The organism is Janthinobacterium rivuli (assembly GCF_029690045.1).
GTDB classification, from domain to species: domain Bacteria; phylum Pseudomonadota; class Gammaproteobacteria; order Burkholderiales; family Burkholderiaceae_D; genus Janthinobacterium; species Janthinobacterium rivuli.
The window spans coordinates 569,563-588,312 of sequence record NZ_CP121464.1 but is presented as its reverse complement, the minus strand read 5'-3'; the positions used below and the strand labels follow the sequence as shown (position 1 = coordinate 588,312).

24 protein-coding genes and 1 tRNA gene are annotated in these 18,750 nt (G+C 60.8%); 12 read left to right on the top strand and 13 right to left on the bottom strand.

The features are described 5' to 3' along the window. Positions 1 to 9: 9 nt before the first annotated feature. From gspK to gpmA, 9 genes are all read right to left on the bottom strand, one after another. Entirely contained in the window at positions 10 to 987 is a 978-nt protein-coding gene (gspK, locus tag P9875_RS02635; RefSeq protein ID WP_278317513.1) for a type II secretion system minor pseudopilin GspK, read from the bottom strand. Then, positions 984 to 1,607, bottom strand: coding sequence for a PulJ/GspJ family protein (locus P9875_RS02630; RefSeq protein ID WP_278317512.1), 624 nt, complete (start codon positions 1,605 to 1,607; stop codon positions 984 to 986). The genes gspK and P9875_RS02630 overlap by 4 nt, the downstream gene beginning before the upstream one ends. Continuing rightward, positions 1,607 to 1,990, bottom strand: coding sequence for a type II secretion system minor pseudopilin GspI (gene gspI, locus P9875_RS02625; protein ID WP_035823837.1), 384 nt, complete (start codon positions 1,988 to 1,990; stop codon positions 1,607 to 1,609). The genes P9875_RS02630 and gspI overlap by 1 nt, the downstream gene beginning before the upstream one ends. Continuing rightward, positions 1,987 to 2,481, bottom strand: a complete 495-nt coding sequence (locus P9875_RS02620) for a GspH/FimT family pseudopilin (protein ID WP_402719962.1) — start codon at positions 2,479 to 2,481, stop codon at positions 1,987 to 1,989. The genes gspI and P9875_RS02620 overlap by 4 nt, the downstream gene beginning before the upstream one ends. 12 nt (positions 2,482 to 2,493) lie before the next feature. Then, positions 2,494 to 2,946 (bottom strand): type II secretion system major pseudopilin GspG, encoded by a 453-nt coding sequence (gene gspG / locus P9875_RS02615; RefSeq protein ID WP_035823835.1) that lies wholly within the window; start codon positions 2,944 to 2,946, stop codon positions 2,494 to 2,496. A 93-nt stretch (positions 2,947 to 3,039) separates the two neighbouring features. After that, a complete protein-coding gene (locus P9875_RS02610) occupies positions 3,040 to 3,801 on the bottom strand; it encodes a HesA/MoeB/ThiF family protein (RefSeq protein ID WP_278317510.1) in 762 nt (253 codons plus the stop codon). Between the two features lie 84 nt (positions 3,802 to 3,885). Next, positions 3,886 to 5,379, bottom strand: a complete 1,494-nt coding sequence (locus P9875_RS02605) for a S41 family peptidase (protein ID WP_278317509.1) — start codon at positions 5,377 to 5,379, stop codon at positions 3,886 to 3,888. A gap of 51 nt (positions 5,380 to 5,430) precedes the next feature. Continuing rightward, positions 5,431 to 6,894, bottom strand: coding sequence for a murein hydrolase activator EnvC family protein (locus P9875_RS02600; RefSeq protein WP_099401227.1), 1,464 nt, complete (start codon positions 6,892 to 6,894; stop codon positions 5,431 to 5,433). A gap of 76 nt (positions 6,895 to 6,970) precedes the next feature. Further along, positions 6,971 to 7,717, bottom strand: a complete 747-nt coding sequence (gene gpmA, locus P9875_RS02595) for a 2,3-diphosphoglycerate-dependent phosphoglycerate mutase (RefSeq protein ID WP_035823826.1) — start codon at positions 7,715 to 7,717, stop codon at positions 6,971 to 6,973. Positions 7,718 to 7,823: 106 nt separating this feature from the next. On the opposite strand from gpmA, the gene P9875_RS02590 reads away from it, so the two are divergent. From P9875_RS02590 to P9875_RS02570, 5 genes are all read left to right on the top strand, one after another. Further along, a complete protein-coding gene (locus P9875_RS02590) occupies positions 7,824 to 8,240 on the top strand; it encodes a rhodanese-like domain-containing protein (RefSeq protein ID WP_034783578.1) in 417 nt (138 codons plus the stop codon). A gap of 28 nt (positions 8,241 to 8,268) precedes the next feature. Beyond that, positions 8,269 to 8,535, top strand: coding sequence for a glutaredoxin 3 (grxC, locus tag P9875_RS02585; RefSeq protein WP_219310287.1), 267 nt, complete (start codon positions 8,269 to 8,271; stop codon positions 8,533 to 8,535). Positions 8,536 to 8,695: 160 nt separating this feature from the next. Further along, entirely contained in the window at positions 8,696 to 9,172 is a 477-nt protein-coding gene (secB, locus tag P9875_RS02580) for a protein-export chaperone SecB (protein ID WP_077398684.1), read from the top strand. Between the two features lie 83 nt (positions 9,173 to 9,255). Beyond that, positions 9,256 to 9,717 carry an SH3 domain-containing protein gene (locus P9875_RS02575; RefSeq protein WP_051991348.1) on the top strand — a complete coding sequence of 154 codons (462 nt, stop codon included), beginning with the start codon at positions 9,256 to 9,258 and terminating at the stop codon, positions 9,715 to 9,717. A gap of 36 nt (positions 9,718 to 9,753) precedes the next feature. Beyond that, positions 9,754 to 10,794 carry an NAD(P)H-dependent glycerol-3-phosphate dehydrogenase gene (locus P9875_RS02570; protein WP_278317508.1) on the top strand — a complete coding sequence of 347 codons (1,041 nt, stop codon included), beginning with the start codon at positions 9,754 to 9,756 and terminating at the stop codon, positions 10,792 to 10,794. A 24-nt stretch (positions 10,795 to 10,818) separates the two neighbouring features. Here the strand turns inward: P9875_RS02570 and P9875_RS02565 are convergent, their stop codons facing one another. Genes P9875_RS02565 through mscL form a run of 4 tightly spaced genes read right to left on the bottom strand, consistent with a single transcriptional unit; the run spans position 10,819 to position 13,544 of the window. Next, positions 10,819 to 11,163, bottom strand: a complete 345-nt coding sequence (locus tag P9875_RS02565) for a cupin domain-containing protein (protein WP_278317507.1) — start codon at positions 11,161 to 11,163, stop codon at positions 10,819 to 10,821. A 15-nt stretch (positions 11,164 to 11,178) separates the two neighbouring features. Continuing rightward, positions 11,179 to 11,871, bottom strand: a complete 693-nt coding sequence (locus P9875_RS02560) for a DUF2461 domain-containing protein (protein WP_035823821.1) — start codon at positions 11,869 to 11,871, stop codon at positions 11,179 to 11,181. 21 nt (positions 11,872 to 11,892) lie between these two features. Next, complete coding sequence (locus P9875_RS02555) at positions 11,893 to 13,053, bottom strand: Do family serine endopeptidase (RefSeq protein WP_072455825.1); 1,161 nt, start codon at positions 13,051 to 13,053, stop codon at positions 11,893 to 11,895. Positions 13,054 to 13,094: 41 nt separating this feature from the next. Then, the gene (gene mscL, locus P9875_RS02550) at positions 13,095 to 13,544 is read right to left on the bottom strand and encodes a large conductance mechanosensitive channel protein MscL (protein WP_035823819.1); all 450 of its coding nucleotides are present in this window, start codon (positions 13,542 to 13,544) and stop codon (positions 13,095 to 13,097) included. Positions 13,545 to 13,956: 412 nt separating this feature from the next. Here mscL and petA point away from each other — a divergent pair, with 412 nt between their 5' ends. The 7 genes from petA to P9875_RS02515 all read left to right on the top strand — a co-directional run bounded on the left by petA (position 13,957) and on the right by P9875_RS02515 (position 18,750). Further along, a complete protein-coding gene (petA, locus tag P9875_RS02545; RefSeq protein WP_034783594.1) occupies positions 13,957 to 14,565 on the top strand; it encodes a ubiquinol-cytochrome c reductase iron-sulfur subunit in 609 nt (202 codons plus the stop codon). 2 nt (positions 14,566 to 14,567) lie between these two features. Continuing rightward, on the top strand, positions 14,568 to 15,980 hold the full coding sequence (locus P9875_RS02540; RefSeq protein WP_219310277.1) for a cytochrome b: 1,413 nt from the start codon (positions 14,568 to 14,570) through the stop codon (positions 15,978 to 15,980). Positions 15,981 to 16,016: 36 nt separating this feature from the next. Continuing rightward, positions 16,017 to 16,781 carry a cytochrome c1 gene (locus P9875_RS02535; RefSeq protein ID WP_278317506.1) on the top strand — a complete coding sequence of 255 codons (765 nt, stop codon included), beginning with the start codon at positions 16,017 to 16,019 and terminating at the stop codon, positions 16,779 to 16,781. Positions 16,782 to 16,901: 120 nt separating this feature from the next. Then, positions 16,902 to 17,513: a glutathione S-transferase N-terminal domain-containing protein gene (locus P9875_RS02530; protein ID WP_010394154.1), complete on the top strand. Its 612-nt coding sequence runs from the start codon at positions 16,902 to 16,904 to the stop codon at positions 17,511 to 17,513. Positions 17,514 to 17,632: 119 nt separating this feature from the next. Next, on the top strand, positions 17,633 to 18,145 hold the full coding sequence (locus P9875_RS02525) for a ClpXP protease specificity-enhancing factor (RefSeq protein ID WP_035823815.1): 513 nt from the start codon (positions 17,633 to 17,635) through the stop codon (positions 18,143 to 18,145). Positions 18,146 to 18,171: 26 nt separating this feature from the next. Further along, positions 18,172 to 18,247, top strand: a tRNA-Thr gene (locus P9875_RS02520). Between the two features lie 239 nt (positions 18,248 to 18,486). Beyond that, positions 18,487 to 18,750: an XRE family transcriptional regulator gene (locus P9875_RS02515; RefSeq protein WP_176390657.1), complete on the top strand. Its 264-nt coding sequence runs from the start codon at positions 18,487 to 18,489 to the stop codon at positions 18,748 to 18,750.

The following is an 18,750-nucleotide window of genomic DNA, read 5'->3' as shown; positions in this document are numbered from 1 at the left end:
TTTCAGCTGTTAATTTTCCCGCAGCCAGACCAGGCTGGTGGTGCGTTGCGGATCCGTTTTTCGATTGACGAGCGCCACGGCGTCCAGGGCGGCACGGTCCAGCCGCACGCGGATGACGGTGAGAAAGTAGCGGCTCTTCACATCGAGTTCCACGCCTTCAATCAATGCAGCATTAATATTATTCTGGAAATTTAACTTATCGACAAACTTTTTGCGCGGATTGCTCAAAGTCAGGGCGCTGGCCTCGGACAGCGACATCATCGTCACGGCCGCCAGCACCTCGGCCGGGGCCGTATTCACGTTCACGGGCGTTATTTCCGGCAATACGATGATGAAATCGCGCAGTTTTTCAATGATCTGTGGCGTGTAGCCGGGCACGGCCAGCAAATCCTCGATCTGCGTGAACGCCACCGGCTCGCTGCCGCCGCCCGATGCGGGCGCGGCAGCGGGCGGCGTCTTGCCGTCGGTGCCGCTGGCAACAGTGCGCGGTTTCGGCTTCGCGCGCAGCACGGCATCGGCCGTCGCTTGCGCCAGGGAACTATCGAGCTGCAAGTTGGACAGCAAACGCTGATAGGCCAGCACCTGTTTCGCATTGATGCCGCCCGTGGCTTCAAGCAGGTTGGTAATATTGAAGCGCGCCTGCGCATCGAGCGCGCGGCCCGAGACGGTGGCGTCGAATTTTTCCGTGTCGACCTTTTCGCGGTCCACATAATCGTCGAGCCGCGCTTCCTCGATGGGCGTGGCCCAGACGCCATCGGCCGCCGTCAGCATGGGATTGTCCTGCCGCAGCCAGAAGCGGGCGAAGTCGACCATGCCGCGCATGGCCCACTGCGTCTGCAGGCGCAGGCGCTGGTTTTCCATCGAACGCACTTGCACCTGCTGCTGCCAGAACAGGCTGGCGACGACGGTAATCGCCAGCGCCGTCAGCAGCAGGGCCGTGATGACGGCCACGCCGCGCTGGCGCGAGGGAAACTTGAAGCGCGTCATCCCGGCCCCAATAAAAAGACTTTCGACAGGCCCGCGTCCTGGCCCGGCATCTGCAGGGTCACTTCCAGGCCCGGCACTTGCGTGGAAATGGTGGCGCCCGCCGTCAGCACGTTCCAGGCGCCATTGCTCCAGCCGCGCATGACCATGCTGTCGATGCCGTTCATCAAGGTGACGTCGGCGCCGGAGGTATCGGTATCGTCGCGCGCCGCCTGCCACAGGGTGTCGAGCACGGCCAGGTCGCGCGTGCCGTTCGACTCGCGCCGCGTCAGCACGCCGCCGCGCAGGCGGTAAGTGACCACTTGCAACTGTTGCGGCTCCTGTTCCGAGGCGGCCAGACGCACCAGGGTCAGGCGGTCAGTCTCCGCCGACAGGTTGATGCGGCCATTGAGCAGGGTATTGTTCTGGCCGGCGCCGGCCAGGTGGTCGCAATCGCTCTGCATCTGGGCAAACGCCAGCTGCATGCCGCGCGCCTGTTCCAGCTGGCTGGTCAGCACTTCGCGCGAGCGCATGATGCTGTCGAGGCCGCGCCAGCCCAGCACGGCGACCATGGCCAGGATGCCGATCGCCACGAGCAGCTCGATCAGGGTGAAACCACCGGCAGGGACAATGCGGCGCGCCATCAGTCGTTAAAGGAAAGTAATACCAGGCGCACGATGCGCCGGGCCGGATATTGCGCGTCATACACGTTCACGCGCACTTGCCGGATGCGGGGATTCGGCGTGGCCACCACTTCTTCTTCACAGATCAGTTTCAAGTCGCCCTGCGGACAGTCGACCGTGCGCTTGCCCGTCTGCGGAAAGGTCTTCGCCAGGCGCAAGCGCACCAAATGGTTTTCCGCCGACCAGGTGGCCATCATGGCGCTGCGCAAGCCGTCGCTGTTTTGCGTCAGGCTGCCGACGGCGCGCAAGGAGGCGCCCAGGGCCGTGCCGACGATGACGAGGGCGACCAGCACTTCCAGCAAAGTGAAGCCGCGCTGGCGGCGGTGACGTGAAAGCGGCATCATTGTTCGACCGTGAAGTGGCCGATGCCGTCGGCGCGGATGGCCACGCTGCGCTCGCCGCTGGCCAGGGTCAGGACAAAAGGCTTGTCGACCGGTTCGCGGCCGAAGATGATGCGCAGCGGCTGGGCCACGCTGTTCGAAGGCTGCACGCTGAGCAGCATGGGCGTGTTGGCAAACGCGCGCTCGCGCAGCAAATCGTCCTGCGTCACGGGCTGCCACAGCTTTTCATTGAGAACCAGGAAACGGTATTGATTTTCGTCAGCCTCAAACGCCACTTGCCGGCTACGCACGATGGCTTCATCGCGCGCCAGTTGCAGCAGCAGCGCGATGCGCTCGGCTTCCTTTTGCAAGGCTTGCTGGCCATTCGGCATGGCGTTCAGCGACACCAGGCCCAGTGTGACGCCGATGATGACCATCACCACCAGCAATTCGATCAGCGTGAAGCCGCTGGCGCGTGGCCGGGGCGGTGCGCGACCGGTGGTCATGGCAGACATGCAATGGAAAACTTACAGTTCCCAGGAACCGATATCGGCGTCGTCGCCGCTACCGCCAGGCTGGCCGTCGGCGCCCAGCGAAATGATGTCGACTTCGCCTTTCACGCCCGGCGACAGGAACTGGTACGGGTTGCCCCATGGATCCTTCGGCATTTTTTCCAGGTAGCCGCCCGCTTTCCAGCCATTCGCGGCCGGTCCCGTGGTCGGTTTTTCGATCAGCGCCTGCAAGCCCTGCTCGGTGGTCGGGTAGCGCTGGTTATCCAGGCGATACAGTTTCAAGGCTTGCATCACGGTAGCGATGTCGACTTTCGCCGCCGCCACTTTCGACTCGCCCGTGCGGGCGATCAGCTTGGGCACCACCAGCGACGCGAGGATACCCATGATCACCACCACGACCATGATTTCGATCAAAGTGAAGCCGCGCGCGCGGCGCTGGCGTATCGGATGGTTTGCTGCGTTTTGCATAAGAAAGAGAGAAGAAGGTGAGTAATGAGTGCAGAGTATAAAGCGGAAATATGACAAAGCCTGTCATATAGGGAAAAATTTCTGCGGGGTCTGTCAGGCCGGCAAGACCACTTCGCCGCAAACGGCGCAGCCGGGGTCGCGCGCAACGCGCATGCTGCTCCATTCCATGTGCAAGCCGTCGAGCAGCAGCAGCCGGCCGGCCAGCGATTCGCCCGCGCCCATGATGAGTTTCAGCGCCTCGGCCGCCTGCATGGCGCCCACCACGCCGACCAGCGGCGCGAACACGCCCATGGTCGAGCACGCTTCGTCCGTGAACTGCTGCTCCTGCGGAAACAGGCAGGAATAGCATGGCTGCGTGCCCGTGCGCGGGTCGAACACGCTCACTTGCCCGTCGAAACGGATCACGGCGCCCGACACCAGCGGCACCCTGGCCGCCACGCAGGCGCGGTTGACGGCATGGCGCGTGGCGAAGTTGTCGGTGCAGTCGAGCACCACCGTGGCGGAGCAGACCAGTTCAGCCAGGCGCGCGCCGTCGAGGCGCTCCTGCAAGGCGACGATGTCGATCTCGGGATTGATGCCGGTCAAGGTCTCGCGCGCCGACAGCACTTTCGGCTGGCCCACGCGCTGTGTGGTGTGGGCGATCTGGCGCTGCAGATTGGTCAGATCGACCGTATCGTCATCGACCAGAGTCAGCTTGCCGACACCGCTGGCGGCCAAATACATGGCGGCCGGCGAGCCCAGCCCGCCCGCGCCGATCACCAGCACATGCGCATCGAGCAAGGCTTGCTGGCCTTCGATGCCGATCTGATCAAGCAGGATGTGGCGCGAATAGCGCAGCAGTTGATTGTCGTTCATGGTTTTACGTCTACTGCAAACCCAGATCAAACCCTGGGGTCGGACCCTCAGGGTCCGACCCCGGCACTTGCATTGGGTTAAGCATCAAGGCTTCTGCACTGGAATCTTTTTATCGTCCGCCTTGATGTCGGAAGCGATTTCCGGCTTGGCGCCGATCTTGTCAACCTTGGCGTCCACCTTGGCCAGCTGCACCGGCAAGCCCTGGAAGTGGTTCAAGGCTTGTTGCAGCTGGAAATCGTCCTTGGCGCCGTATTCGAGCGGCTTGCGCTTTTTCGCCGTGGCGATCAGGCGCTGCTCTTCTTCCAGCTGATCCTGCATGCCTTCCATCGTCGGCCTGGCCGCTTCCGGCTTGCCATCGTTGCTGCTCAAGTGTTTTTCCAGGTCCGCCTCGCGGATGCGCAGGCTGTTCCAGCCGTCGCCCTCGGCCGTTTCATCGACCAGCAAGTCGGGCACGATGCCGCGCGCCTGGATGGCCCGGCCTTTCGGCGTGTAGTAGCGGGCCGTCGTCAGCTTGATGGCCGTGTCGGCCGTGATCTGGCGCAAGGTTTGCACGGAACCCTTGCCGAACGTTTGCGTGCCGATGACGGTGGCGCGCTGGTAATCCTGCAAGGCGCCGGCGACGATTTCCGAGGCGGACGCGGAGCCGGCATTGACCAGCACCACCAGCGGCACGGTTTTCAGCGCGGCCGGCAGCTTGGCCAGCGGATCGGCCTTGGCGCCCGGCGGCGCATAGAATTCGCGGCGGCCATAAAACACCTGTTTCGACTCGGGCAACTGGCCCTTGGTCGAGACGATCACGGAGTTACCCGGAAGGAATGCCGTTGCCACGCCGATGGCGCCCGGCACGACGCCACCGGGATCGTTGCGCAAGTCCAGCACCAGGCCCTTGAGCTTGGGGTCTTGCGCATACAGGGCGTTGATCTTTTTGACCATGTCATCGACGGTCGGTTCCTGGAACTGGGCGATGCGCAGCCAGGCATAGCCGGGTGCGACCATCTTGGCCTTGACGCTTTGCACGCGGATTTCCTCGCGCACGATGGGGAACACCAGCGGCTTGCTTTCGCCCTTGCGCGACATCGTCAACACCAGCTTGGTGCCAGGCTGGCCGCGCATTTTCTTGATGACTTCTTCCAGCTGCAAGCCCTTCAGCGGGATATTGTCGAGACGGGTGATCAGGTCGCCCGCCTGGATACCGGCCTTGGCGGCGGGGCTGTCCTCGATGGGCGAGACGACTTTCACGTAGCCGTCTTCCATGCTCACTTCGATGCCGATGCCGACAAACTTGCCCTGCACGCTTTCGCGCATTTCCTTGAAGGCATTCTTATCGAGATACACGGAGTGCGGATCGAGCGACGCGACCATGCCGGAAATGGCTTCCGTTAAAAGTTTCTTGTCTTCCACCTTCTCGACATAATCGGACTTGATCAGGCCAAAGACGTCGGACAACTGGCGCAGCTCGTCGAGCGGCAGCGGGGCGTTCGTGATTTTTTGCGCCACGGCCGGGAACTGCAGCGACATGCCAATACCGGCCAGGACGCCCAGACCGATCAGGCCGATACTCTTGACTTTGATACCCATGTATTCTTCGCAATCTACAAATTCGCTGCCGCAGCAATGGTGGGAACTGAATTAAAACTTCACCCAGGTGGCGGGGTCGAAGGCGCGGCCCTGATGACGCAATTCAAAGTATAGCCCTGATTCCTCGTTGCCGCCGCTGTTGCCCGCGCTGGCAATGGCGTCGCCGCCCTTGACGGCGTCGCCCACCCGTTTCAGCAGGGATTGGTTATTGCCATAAATGCTCATGTACTGGCCGCCATGGTCGACGATGATCAAATTGCCGAAACCGCGCAGCCAGTCGGAAAACACGACGCGGCCGCCGGCGATGGCGTGGATCTCGCTGCCTTCGCCCGTGCGGATGAACACGCCCTTCCAGCTGGGGCCGTCACCGCGCTTGCTGCCGAAGCGGGCGGCGATCTTGCCGGCCACGGGGGCGCGCAGCTGCCCTTTCAGGCTGGCAAAGGCGCCGGCTGGCGCAGCCGGGCCCAGGCTCGGGCGTTCCGGCTCCGGTTCGGGCTTGGGTTCCGGCTTAGGCGCCACCTTGGCCACTTGCGGCGGCTCGTCGTCGTCGATCGGTTCCAGTTTCACAGGCGGCGGTGGCGGCGTTTGCGGCTTGATCTTGCCCGATTTGTTTTGTTGCTCTTTTGCCAGGCGTTCGCGTTCGGCCTGGGCCTGGGCGGCCTTGGCGCGCGCGGCCAGCAGGCGTTCGCGTTTTTCCGCGGCGATCTTGGCGTCGGCGGCCGCTTTGGCGGCGGCGCGTTGCTCGGCCAGCAATTGCTGGCGTTTCTTTTCGGCCGCGGCAGCGGCGGCCTGCTCTTCGATCAGTTTTGCCAGCTTGTCGACCAGATTGCCCATGCGCTGTTCGTCGCGCTCGACATTGCCCACTTCCTTGCGCTGCGCCACCAGGCGTTGCGACAAGCTCGTCAGCAAGGCGGCGCGGCGCGCCTTCTCTTGCACCAGCAGGGCTTTCTGGTCGCGCTCTTCCTGCGCGATTTCTTCCAGCTCATCCTTGGCGTTCTGCACGTCCGCCTGGTTTTTCTCCACGGCCAGCAAGTTGGCGCGCAAGGCTTCCAGCAGGCGCGCCTGCGCCTGCGACACATACGCCATCAGTTGCAAGTCGCGGTTGATGCGGTTCGGGTTATCGCCCGACAAGAGCAGCTTGATGCGGTCTTCGTTGCCGGCGACATATTGTTCACGCAGCAACTTTGACAGCTGTGCCTTTTGTTTCTCGACGGTGGCCGTCAATTGCTGGTGCTCTTGCCCCAGCGCATTGAGTTTCACGCCCGTCTCGCTTTGTTCCTGCGCCAGGTCGCGCAAGGCGCGGTTGGCGTTGGAAATGGCTTCTTCCGACTCGGCCAGGGTATCGGCCGCGTCATCCTTGGCGCTTTCCGTACGGCTGATGTCGCGCTTGAGCGCCGTCAGCTTTTGTTGCAATCCAGCACGTTGTGCTTCCGCGGCCGCCTTCTGCTTGCTGCGTTCGGTGGGCTTGGCGCCCTGCGCGGCACCGCTGGAAAGCAGCAGCGCCAGGCACAGCATGGCACCGGCGCGCCACGCCGGCAGGGGTCGATCAGCAGAGGGGGCGATGGCTGTGCCGCGGAAGAAAGACGACAAGTTACTTGGCCTTCCCTTGGTTCGCCACGGCTGCTTGCGCTGCCGCAATCGCTGCCGGGTCGCCCAGGTAGTAGTGACGGATCGGTTTCAGGTCGGCGTCCAGTTCATACACGAGCGGCTGGCCGTTCGGGATGTTCAGGCCGACGATGTCGCTGTCGCTGATGCCGTCGAGCATCTTGATCAGCGCGCGCAGGCTGTTGCCGTGGGCCGAAATGATGATCTTTTTGCCAGCGCGGATGGCCGGGGCGATTTCTTCATCCCAGGCCGGCATCACGCGCGCCACGGTGTCTTTCAGGCATTCGGTCAGCGGAATCGACGCTTGCGGCAAGCCGGCGTAGCGCGGATCGTTGAACGAGGCGCGGTCGTCATTCGCTTCCAGCGGCGGCGGCGGCGTATCGTAGCTGCGGCGCCATACCAGTACTTGCTCGTCGCCATACTTGGCGGCCGTCTCGCCCTTGTCCAGGCCTTGCAGGGCGCCGTAGTGGCGCTCGTTCAAGCGCCAGTCGTTCTTGATCGGCAAATACATCATGTCCATCTCGTCGAGCGCCAGCCACAGGGTGCGGATGGCGCGCTTCAGGACGGAAGTGTAGGCCACGTCGAACGTAAAACCTTCCTGCTTGAGGATCTGGCCGGCGGCCCTGGCTTCGTTGACGCCCTTTTCCGTCAGATCGACGTCGGTCCAGCCGGTGAAGCGGTTATCGAGGTTCCAGGTGGACTCGCCGTGACGCATGAAAACGATTTTGTACATAGTTCTATCTTCTCAAGGGGTTCAAATCAAAAAAGCAAAACGTAAAAAGACCTCGTCCAGCTTCTATTTTATAATGCGCGGATTGACTTAAACCATTGGACCCTACGTGAAATTCATTATCGACCACATTTTTCTGTTTGCCATCGTCATTATTTCCGGCGGCGCCCTCCTCTGGCCACTGCTGTCGATGCGCGGCAAGCGCGCGACCGTGCTGGAAGTCACGCAACTGATCAACCGCGGCAAGACCATCATCGTCGACGTGCGCAGCGCGGAAGAATTCGCCACGGGCCACTTGCCTGACGCGAAAAATATTCCGCTGCCGGAACTGGCAAAACGCGTGGGCGAGCTGGAAAAATTCAAAACGCGCCCCATTGTAGTGGTTTGCCAGAAAGGTTCGCGTTCGGCAACCGCCGTCGGCCTGCTGGGCAAAGCTGGTTTCGCTGAGGCAACGAGCCTGGAAGGCGGCCTCGACGAATGGAAAAAGCAAGGTTTGCCATTGAAAACCTTGTCGCTGGCGAAATAAGCCGGCATTAACTGAAGGAATAATCATCATGACCGTACCCGTAATTGTGTATAGCACCGCCGTGTGCCCGTATTGCGTGCGCGCCGAGCGCCTGCTGGAATCGAAGGGCGTGACCGTGCAAAAGATCCGCGTCGACCTCGACCCGGAAGAGCGCATCAAGATGATGGAACGCACGGGCCGCCGCACGGTGCCGCAGATCTATGTGGGCGATACCCACGTGGGCGGATTCGACGATTTGTATGCGCTTGATCAAGCCGGCAAGCTGGACCCCTTGTTAAATGGCACGGCAGCCTGATATAAAGCGGGTTCGAGAAATTGCTTGGTTTTTTGTCGTATGGTTTTGATACAATTGCCCTCGCACCTGATCTGGCCGTGCCTATCCGGCACGGTTTGAATACCGCAAGTACCATATTTGAACGGTGTGCCGTTCTTGTCCTTTACAACGAAAGCGTTCCATGTCCGACGAAAATCTGCAACCAGTCTTCCAAATCCAACGCGTCTACCTGAAAGACATGTCGCTGGAACAACCAAATTCCCCAGCTATTTTCCTGGAACAAGAAGCACCAGCCATCGAAGTGGCACTGGACGTGGGCGCTGCGCCTCTGGCCGACGGCATCTTCGAAGCCACCGTGACCATCACCGTCACCGCCAAAGTCGGCGAAAAAGTCGCTTTCCTGGTTGAAGGCAAGCAAGCCGGTATCTTCGAAGCACGCAACATTCCTGCCGATCAACTCGATCCGCTGCTGGGAATCGGCTGCCCGAACATCATCTACCCTTACCTGCGCGCCAACATCGCCGACGTGATCACCCGTGCCGGCTTCCCGCCAGTGCACCTGGCCGAGATCAACTTCGAAGTGTTCTACCAACAACGTCTGCAAGCTATTGCTGACGCCGCTGCAGCTGCCCCGGCAGCCGACGCGACGACGCACTAAGCTTCAGGCAAGACCCCGCCAGCCATCAAGGCTGGCCTGACACGGCGGCCTGGCCGCCGTGTTTCGTTAAGGTTCAAAATATCATGTTGAAAAGTGCGCTCTTGAGCAAGTTCCGCTGGATGGCCGGCGCCGTGCTGCTGCTGGCGACCGCCGCCAGCCACGCCGTCGATTTCAAAACGGTGGGCGCCGCTCCCGTGATCCTGTACGACGCGCCATCCTCCAAGGGCGGCAAGCTGTACGTGGCGCCACGCGGCATGCCGCTGGAAGTCGTGCTCAGCTACGGCGAATGGGTCAAGGTACGCGACGCCAGCGGCGAAATGGCCTGGACGGAAGCCAAGGGCCTGTCGGCCAAGCGCAACGTCGTGGCGCGCGCCGCGAACCTCAAGGTTCGCGCCAGCCCCGACGACACCGCCTCCGCCATCCTCCTCGTCGACAAGGGCGTGCTGCTGGAAATGAGCGAGCAAGCGAGCTCCGGCTGGGTCAAGGTGCGCCACAAGGATGGCCAGAGCGGCTACGTCAAGACCAGCGAAGTGTGGGGCCTGTAAGCACCGCGTCCGTTCCCCCTGCCCCGTTGAGGTTGCATGCAAGTTTCTCCTGAAGTCACTCCCGATCGTATTCCCGCCGCCCGCAAGATCACCCTCCTGGGCGCCGGCGCCTGGGGCACGGCCGTGGCCATGGCCCTGGCCGGCCGCCACGACGTGCTGCTGTGGGGCCGCAACGGCGACGCCATGGCCGCCATGGCCGCCAGCGGCGAAAACAGTTATTTGCCCGGTTTCCCACTGCCGCCGCAACTGCGCATCAGCGCCGATTTCGACGCCGCCGTCGCGCATGCCGCTGGCGAACACGGCCTCCTGATCGCCGCCTGCCCCGTGGCGGGCTTGCGGCCCATGCTGCACCAGTTGAAAGACAAGGCCATCGGCAACCTCGTGTGGCTGTGCAAAGGCTTTGAAGGCGGCACGGGCTTGCTGCCGCACCAGATCGTGCAGGAAGTGCTGGGCGACACGGTCCCCGGCGGCGCCCTGTCCGGCCCCTCGTTCGCGCAGGAAGTGGCACGCGGCTTGCCGTGCGCGCTGACCATCGCCTCGCACAATGCCGGCTTGCGCGGCGCCGTCGTCTCGGCCTTGCATGGCGGCACCATCCGCGTGTATGCGAGCGAGGACCTGGTGGGCGTGGAAGTGGGCGGCGCCGTCAAGAACGTGCTGGCGATCGCCACCGGCGTGGCCGACGGCCTGGGCCTGGGCTTGAATGCGCGCGCCGCGCTGATCACGCGCGGCCTGGCGGAAATCACGCGCCTGGGCACGGCCCTGGGTGGCCAGACAGAAACGTTCATGGGCTTGACGGGCATGGGCGATCTGATTCTGACGTGCACGGGCGACCTGTCGCGCAACCGCCGGGTCGGTCTGGGCCTGGCGCAAGGCAAGGCGCTGGAGACCATCGTGGCTGAACTCGGTCACGTGGCCGAAGGTGTGCCGTGCGCCAAGGCCGTGCGCGAACTGGCGCGCCGCATGGGTGTCGACATGCCGATCACTAACGCGGTGGCCGGCGTGCTGTTCGATGGGGATTTACCGCACGTGATGGTGCAGCAGCTGCTGTCGCGCGATCCGCGCGCCGAGGCGGCCTAAGGCGACCTGGTGCGCCAGGAAAACCTAGCGCCCCGCCTTGTGCATGAGTATCGTGAGCAACAATAAACTGTCTTCGCGCGCTTCCAGGGCGTGTGCCTGGCCGCCGAGCAAATACAGCATCTGCCCCGGCCCCAGCACCTGCACGCCGCCATGCGCCTCCACCGCCACCTCCCCTTGCAGGCACAGCAAGGTGATCTCGCCGAGTACATGATGCTCGGGCATGGTCTTGCCTTTGGGCATGCACATGCGGATCAGTTCCAGCTCATCCGTCTTGGCCAGCGCGATGGCGGAAAACTGCGACAGGTCGTCGCCGTCCCTGCGCAGCACGTCGATCACCTGTCCTGAACTTGCGTGCTCCAGTGCCATCATGTGCTCCTTCAGCAGTTACTCGGTGACTTCCTCCGGCTCTTTCGCGCCGCGCATCCACTCGACCAGCGGCCATGCATCCTTCAAGCCTTCCGCCAGGGTCGGCAGCAGTTGCTCGGGGGCGTTGACGGGCAGCGGCACTTCGGTCCAGACAAAAAAGCTTTTCAGCTTGATGAATTCGATATGTTCGGCATCCGCGTCAAACCCCTTCGGCGGGCGCTGCAGCTTGCCCTCGTTCTGGATCGTGCCGAAGCGGGCCTTCAAACGCTTATTTTTCAGCACTTTGGAAAAACCTGGCGCATCGTTGAGCATGTGCTCGCGCAACGCCTTCAGGCGGCCCGGTGGCGGCATGTATTCGCCGGCGCCGAACAGCAAGTTGCCCTGGCCGTCGATCTGCAGGTAATACGTGGGGCCGCCCGCCTTGCTGGGACGGCGCATGTCGTTCGGCGCGATGGCGGCCGAAAAACGCGTCTTGTACGGACTTTTATCGTGCGCGAAACGCACGTCGCGGTTGATGCGGAACAAAGCCTTCTTTGGATTGCAGTATTTCACGGCCGGATCGAACTTGCCGAGTTCAGCAATGAGTGACGTCACCAAGGCGAGAAATTCCTCGCGCAGGATATCGTAGCGGGGCTTGTTCATCACAAACCAGGGACGGTTGTTGTTGTCGCTCAGTTCACGTAAAAATTGGGTCAAATCACGCACATGCATGTGTCAAATTCCGATCAGCAACTATTTGGAAAGCTCTTTCGGGATGGGGCGCTTGCCCACCATCACGTCGAGTGCCGCTTCGCGATTCTTGCGCAGCACCGTCATTTTAGCTTTTTCGCCGGGCGGCAGTTGGGCGATCAAATTGAGCATTTCCGTCGTGTCGCCGACGGGCTTGCCTTGCACCGTCAGCAGGATGTCGCCGGGCACGATGCCCGCCTTGTCGGCCGGGCCGTTGCGTACCACGCCGGCGATGATGGCGCCGCTCGTGCGCTGCAAGTTGAAGCTTTGCGCCAGTTCCGGCGTGATGTCCTGCGTTTCCACGCCGATCCAGCCGCGCACCACGTGGCCATCCTTGATGATGGCTTCCATCACCGTCTTGGCCGTCGAGACGGGAATGGCGAAGCCGATGCCGACGGAGCCGCCGCTTTGCGAGTAAATCGCCGTATTGATGCCGATCAGATTGCCGCGCGTGTCGACCAGGGCGCCGCCCGAGTTGCCGAAGTTAATCGCCGCATCTGTCTGGATGAAGTTTTCAAAGCTGTTGATGTGCAGGTTGTTGCGGCCCAGGGCGGAGATGATGCCCATGGTCACCGTCTGGCCCACGCCGAACGGGTTGCCGATGGCCAGCACCACGTCGCCCACGCGCGCCAGTTCCGATTGGCCCAGCACGATGACGGGCAGCTTGTCGAGGTCGATCTTGATGACGGCCAGGTCCGTTTCCGGATCGAGGCCCACCACCTTGGCCGGCGCCTTGCGGCCATCGGTCAGCACCACTTCGATTTCGTCGGCGCCTTCGACCACGTGGTTGTTGGTCAGCACATAGCCTTCATGGCTGACGATGACACCCGAGCCGAGGCTGTTTTTCAAGTCGTCGTCATCCCCGTCGTCCGGGTCGCGGTCGCCGAAGAAACGTTTGAAGAAGGGATCGCGCGCCAGCGGATGGGCGCCGCGCTTGGGCACTTGCAGGGTGAGGATGTTGACGACGGCGGGCATGGCGCGCGCCGCCGCGTCGCGGTAGGAGCCGGGCGCCAGGCTGCTCGACGCCGTTTCCACCACGGGCACCGGTTTCGCGGGAGAGCCCAGCTGCTGTACCCGGCTGGCCGGGCGCAGCGCGCCATACACAAAGTACAGCGCCAACGCGATCGTCACGGTTTGCGCAAACAATAACCAGAATCGTCGCATACAGTTCTCTGCCCAGGTCAGCCGGCCGGTGCCGGAACGGCTTATTTTGCCAGATCGCCGCCGTTGCGTGCGTTCTGCTGCAGGGAGTCGCGGATTTCACGCAGCAGCACGATGTCTTCCGGCGTGACTGGCGCTGGCGCCGGCGCGACCGGTTCGCTGCGGCGGGCCTTGTTCATCAGGCGTACCATCTGGAAGATGATGAAAGCGAGAATGACGAAGTTGAGCAAAATGGTCAAAAAATTACCGTAGGCCAGCACGGCGCCCGCTTTTTTCGCTTCCACCAGGGTCATCGTCGTGGCCTGGCCATTCAGGGGCAGGTAGTAATTGGCGAAATCGAGGCCGCCGAAAATGCGGCCGATGGGCGGCATGATCACGTCTTGCACCAGGGAATCGACAATCTTGCCGAAGGCGCCACCGATAATGACACCGACCGCCAGATCGACGACGTTACCCTTCATTGCAAATTCTTTAAATTCTTGCATCATTGCCATGAATTTCTCCTTCGGATAGATATAAAAACATGCCGATCATACTATTGATTCCTGGTGACACCAACTTGTGGTTGTTGGCGAGACCAATTCCGGCACAGGCGTGCGCATCTAGTTCGAAAGAACTAGCCACCTCCTGCAAAAGTATATAAATTATGGTACAAGCAACGTTTTTGTTTTATTCGTTGTTTGCTTCACTTATAATTTGCGGTTGCCAGAAGTGGCTTTTTCACTTCCGGATAATCAACAAGAAACTGGCACGGGCTGCGCCATAGTCCGAAGTTCCGCAGGGATGTTGCCACTTTACCGTACAAAGATGCGGGTTGCGGCAATCAGTGGGATAGAGCTTCGGCGACGGGTTTTTCGCGGCTGCCACTCATAATAAAGATTCGCATTTTGACTGATTGGGGTTTGCATGAGTAACGAAAAGCAGGTCGATTCAGGCCGTCGCGGCTTGCTCGTCGCCACGTGCGCGGCGGGCAGTGTAGTTGGATTGGCAACCGCGGGAGCCTTGGTAAGCACCTTCCAGCCGTCGGAGCGCGCGAAAGCGGCTGGCGCGCCGGTCGAAGTAGACATCACCACCTTGCAACCCGGCGAAATGCGCACCGTCGAATGGCGCGGCAAGCCGGTCTGGATCCTCAAGCGCACGCCGGAAATGATCGCGTCGCTCAAGCAAACCGACGGCAAGGTCGCCGATGCCAATTCCCAGCGTAATCCCGCCGAATTCACGCCGGAATACTGCATGAACGAGGCACGCTCGATCAAGCCTGAAATTCTCGTCGCCGTCGGCATCTGCACCCATTTGGGCTGCTCCCCTTCCTCGAAATTTACCCCCGGCCCGCAACCGTCGTTGCCCGATGACTGGGAAGGCGGCTTCCTGTGCCCTTGCCACGGCTCCACCTTCGACATGGCTGGCCGCGTGTTCAAGAACAAGCCGGCGCCGGACAACCTGCAAGTGCCGCGTCATATGTATCTGAGCGACACCAAATTGCTGATAGGTAAAGACGAGAAAGGCGAGGCTTGATCATGGCTGCTTTCAAAGAAACGAAGTTCCCGGCAGACGCTCCCGTCGCCGAAAAAGCGCTGGGCTGGGTCGATGACCGCTTTCCCCTGACCAAGCTGTGGAACGACCAATGGGGCAAGTACTACGCCCCGAAAAACTTCAATTTCTGGTACATCTTCGGCTCGCTGGCCATGCTGGTGCTGGTCTTGCAGATCGTCACCGGCATCTTCCTGACCATGCACTACAAACCGGATGCGGCCCTGGCCTTCAATTCCGTCGAGTACATCATGCGCGAAGTACCGTGGGGCTGGCTGGTGCGCTACATGCACTCGACGGGCGCCTCGGCCTTCTTCATCATCGTCTACCTGCACATGACGCGCGCCCTGCTGTACGGCTCGTACCGCAAGCCACGTGAACTGATCTGGCTGTTCGGTTTCGCCATCTTCCTGTGCCTGATGGCCGAAGCATTCTTCGGCTACCTGCTGCCATGGGGCCAGATGTCGTACTGGGGCGCCCAAGTGATCGTCAACCTGTTTGGCGCCATCCCGCTGATCGGCCCTGACCTGTCGCTGTGGATCCGCGGCGACTACGTTGTTTCCGACGCGACCCTGAACCGCTTCTTCGCTTTCCACGTGATCGCTATCCCGCTGGTACTGCTGGGCCTGGTTGCAGCGCACTTGATCGCCCTGCATGAAGTCGGCTCGAGCAATCCGGACGGCATCGAAGTGAAAGAAAACCTGGGCGCCGACGGCCACCCGGTCGATTCGATTCCGTCGCATCCGTACTACACCGTGCATGACCTGTTCGGCGTATCGATCTTCCTCGTCATTTTCAGCGCCGTCGTCTTCTTCGCGCCGGAAATGGGCGGATATTTCCTGGAATACAACAACTTCCTGCCGGGCGATTCGCTGAAGACCCCGCTGCACATCGCGCCAACCTGGTACTTCACGCCGTTCTACTCGGTGCTGCGCGCCACCACGGCCGACTTCATGTACGTGCTGATGGGTGTCGTGGCCGCCTACGTGGTGTTCATCTGGCTCAAGTCGCGCCTGTCGACGACGGTCAAATCCATCATCGCCGGCATCGCCATCGTCGCCATCATCGGCATGCTGCCGCAGGTGCTGGACGCGAAATTCTGGGGCGTGGTGTTCTTCGGCGGTTCCGTCGTGATCCTGGCGTTCCTGCCATGGTTAGATCATTCGCCCGTGAAATCGATCCGCTACCGTCCGACCTGGCACAAATATGTGTACGCCATCTTCGGCCTGTCGTTCCTGATCCTCGGCTACCTCGGGACCCAGGCGCCAACGGATGCGAAAACCATCGTGTCGCAAGTGTGCACCCTGATTTACTTCAGCTTCTTCCTGCTGATGCCATGGTGGAGTGCAATGGGCAAGTTCAAGACCGTGCCGTCGCGTGTGACGTTTCACCCGCACTAAGCCGCTCTCACGCCACGCTCAAAGGACATACATCATATGAAGATTGCAAAAAAACTGCTCGCCATCCTGGCCTTCGTGCCTGCCATGGCTCTCGCCAGCGAAGGCGGCTTTCCGCTGGACAAGGCTCCTGACCGCCAGACCAACATGGCGGCGCTGCAACATGGCGCCAAATTGTTCGTCAATTATTGCCTGAATTGCCACGCCGCCGTGTCGATGCGCTACAACCGTCTGAAAGACCTGGGCTTGACGGAAGACCAGATCAAGCAGAATCTGTTGTTCTCCAGCGATAAAGTCGGCGACCTGATGACGACAAGCCTGGCACCGCAGGACGCCAAGGCCTTCTTTGGCGTCGTACCGCCGGATTTGTCGGTAATTTCGCGCGCGAAATCATCTTCCGCTGGCACAGGCGGCGACTACCTGTATACTTACCTGCGTACGTTCTATAAAGACGACACTCGTCCGACCGGCTGGAACAACATGGTCGTGCCGAATGTTGCCATGCCGCATGTATTATGGGAATTGCAAGGTGTCCAGTCTGCCAAGTTCGTGGAAGAGAATGATCCGCACGACGCTGGCAAAAAGATCCACAAATTTGCCGGCTTCGAGCAGGTCAAGCCAGGTACGTTGAACAAGATCGAGTATGACAATGCGGTAGCCGACCTGGTCGGCTACATGGAGTGGATGGCCGAACCGGCACAGCAGACACGCAAGCGCCTGGGCGTGTGGGTGCTGCTGTTCCTGTCGGTCTTTGCTCTGCTGGCATGGCGCCTTAACGCGTCGTTCTGGAAGGAAGTCAAATAAGTGAGGCGCCGGCCATAGGCCGGTTTATGCCTGTTTCTGCGTTGTCCGCATGAGTGGACAAGCGACCTGGGGTGAGCCGTTCGCGGCTTCACCCCCTTTGTTTCTAAGGAACTATAAAAAATGATGGTTCTCTATTCGGGTACAACCTGCCCATTTTCGCAACGCTGCCGCCTGGTCCTGTTTGAAAAAGGCATGGACTTCGAAGTGCGCGACGTCGACCTGTTCAACAAACCGGAAGACATTTCGACCATGAATCCGTACGGCCAGGTGCCTATCCTGGTCGAGCGCGAACTGATCCTGTATGAATCGAACATCATCAACGAGTACATCGATGAGCGCTTCCCGCATCCGCAACTGATGCCGGCCGATCCGCTGATGCGTGCCCGCGCGCGCCTGATGCTGTTCAATTTCGAAAAAGAACTGTTCGTGCACGTGCACGTGCTGGAAAGCGAACGCGCCAAGAGCAACGACAAGGCCCACGACAAGGCACGCGCGGAAATCCGCGACCGCCTGACGACCCTGGCGCCACTGTTCCTGAAAAACAAGTACATGCTGGGCGACGAGTTCTCGATGCTCGACGTGGCTGTCGCGCCGCTGCTGTGGCGCCTGGACCACTACGGCATCGAACTGTCGAAGACGGCCGCACCGCTGATGAAATACGCCGAACGCATCTTCTCGCGTCCAGCGTATATCGAAGCACTGACGCCATCCGAGAAAGTGATGCGCCGCTAAAAGATCTTCCCGGCAGGCAGCGTCTGCCGGGGCATCTTGCGTCAGCAGCCAGTCTTTTGAATTACCGGTGCGCCCGCCTCATGCTTGATGGGGGGCGCTCCCGCCTCACAGTGCCTACCATGTCTGAAATCTCAACCAAACCTTATATGCTGCGCGCCATCTACGAGTGGTGCACCGACAGCGGCTACACGCCTTATCTCGCGGTCAAAGTCGATTCGCGCACCACGGTACCGATGGAATACGTGAAAAAGGGCGAGATCGTGCTCAACATCAGCTTCGGCGCCACCAGCGGCCTGAAGATGGACAACGACGCCATCCGCTTCCACGCCCGCTTTGGCGGCGTCTCGCGCGAAATCTACGTGCCGGTCGACAATGTGATGGCCATCTACGCCAACGAAAACGGCCAGGGCATGGCCTTCGAGCCCGTGCTGGGCAACGATGATCCCGACGCGCAACCGACGGACAGCCCGGCCTCCGCCGACGTGCCGCCGCCAGCGATCGCCCCGGTCTCCAGCGCCCCGACCCTGTCGTCCGTACCGACCAGCTCCCCCGAACAACGCGACAACGCTACCCCAAGCGACGACGAGCCACCAAAAAAAGGCGGCCGCCCGACCCTGACACGCATTAAATAGCGTATAATTCGCAACGCGCAGTTTTTGCCGACTTAGCTCATTTGGTAGAGCAGTTGATTTGTAATCATCAGGTGGCCAGTTCGAAACCGGCAGTCGGCACCAAGAATATTCAGTAAATCAAAGGGTTATAGATATTTTATCTATAGCCCTTTGCCGTTTCTGGGACATTTGCTGCAATCCCCCCTACGCTAAAGCTATGTCCATGGCTGATGCTTATCATTCATATACTTCCGCAAGAAATATCCGGTATGCAGATAAATTCGATTTATCCGATATTCAGATATATTGACTTTATCCGAATATCAGATAAAATTTGTTTATCTGAATAGCGGATATTTGAAATGTCTTGCGCACCCACCTCCCTACTTCTGCTCACCGCGTCACAGCTCGGCCAACTGCTCGTATCGACTCGCAAGCGGCACAAGCTCACCCAGGCGGCCATCGCAACTCATGTCGGCTTGAGCCAGAATCGCATCTCCTACCTCGAAAGCCATGCCGACGAAATCAGCGTCAAGCAGCTGCTGAGCTGGTGTTCGGCCCTCGAGCTGGAGTTGTACTTGGGCGAGCGCGATACATCCACGGCCAGCAGCTCGGCGGAGTGGTAG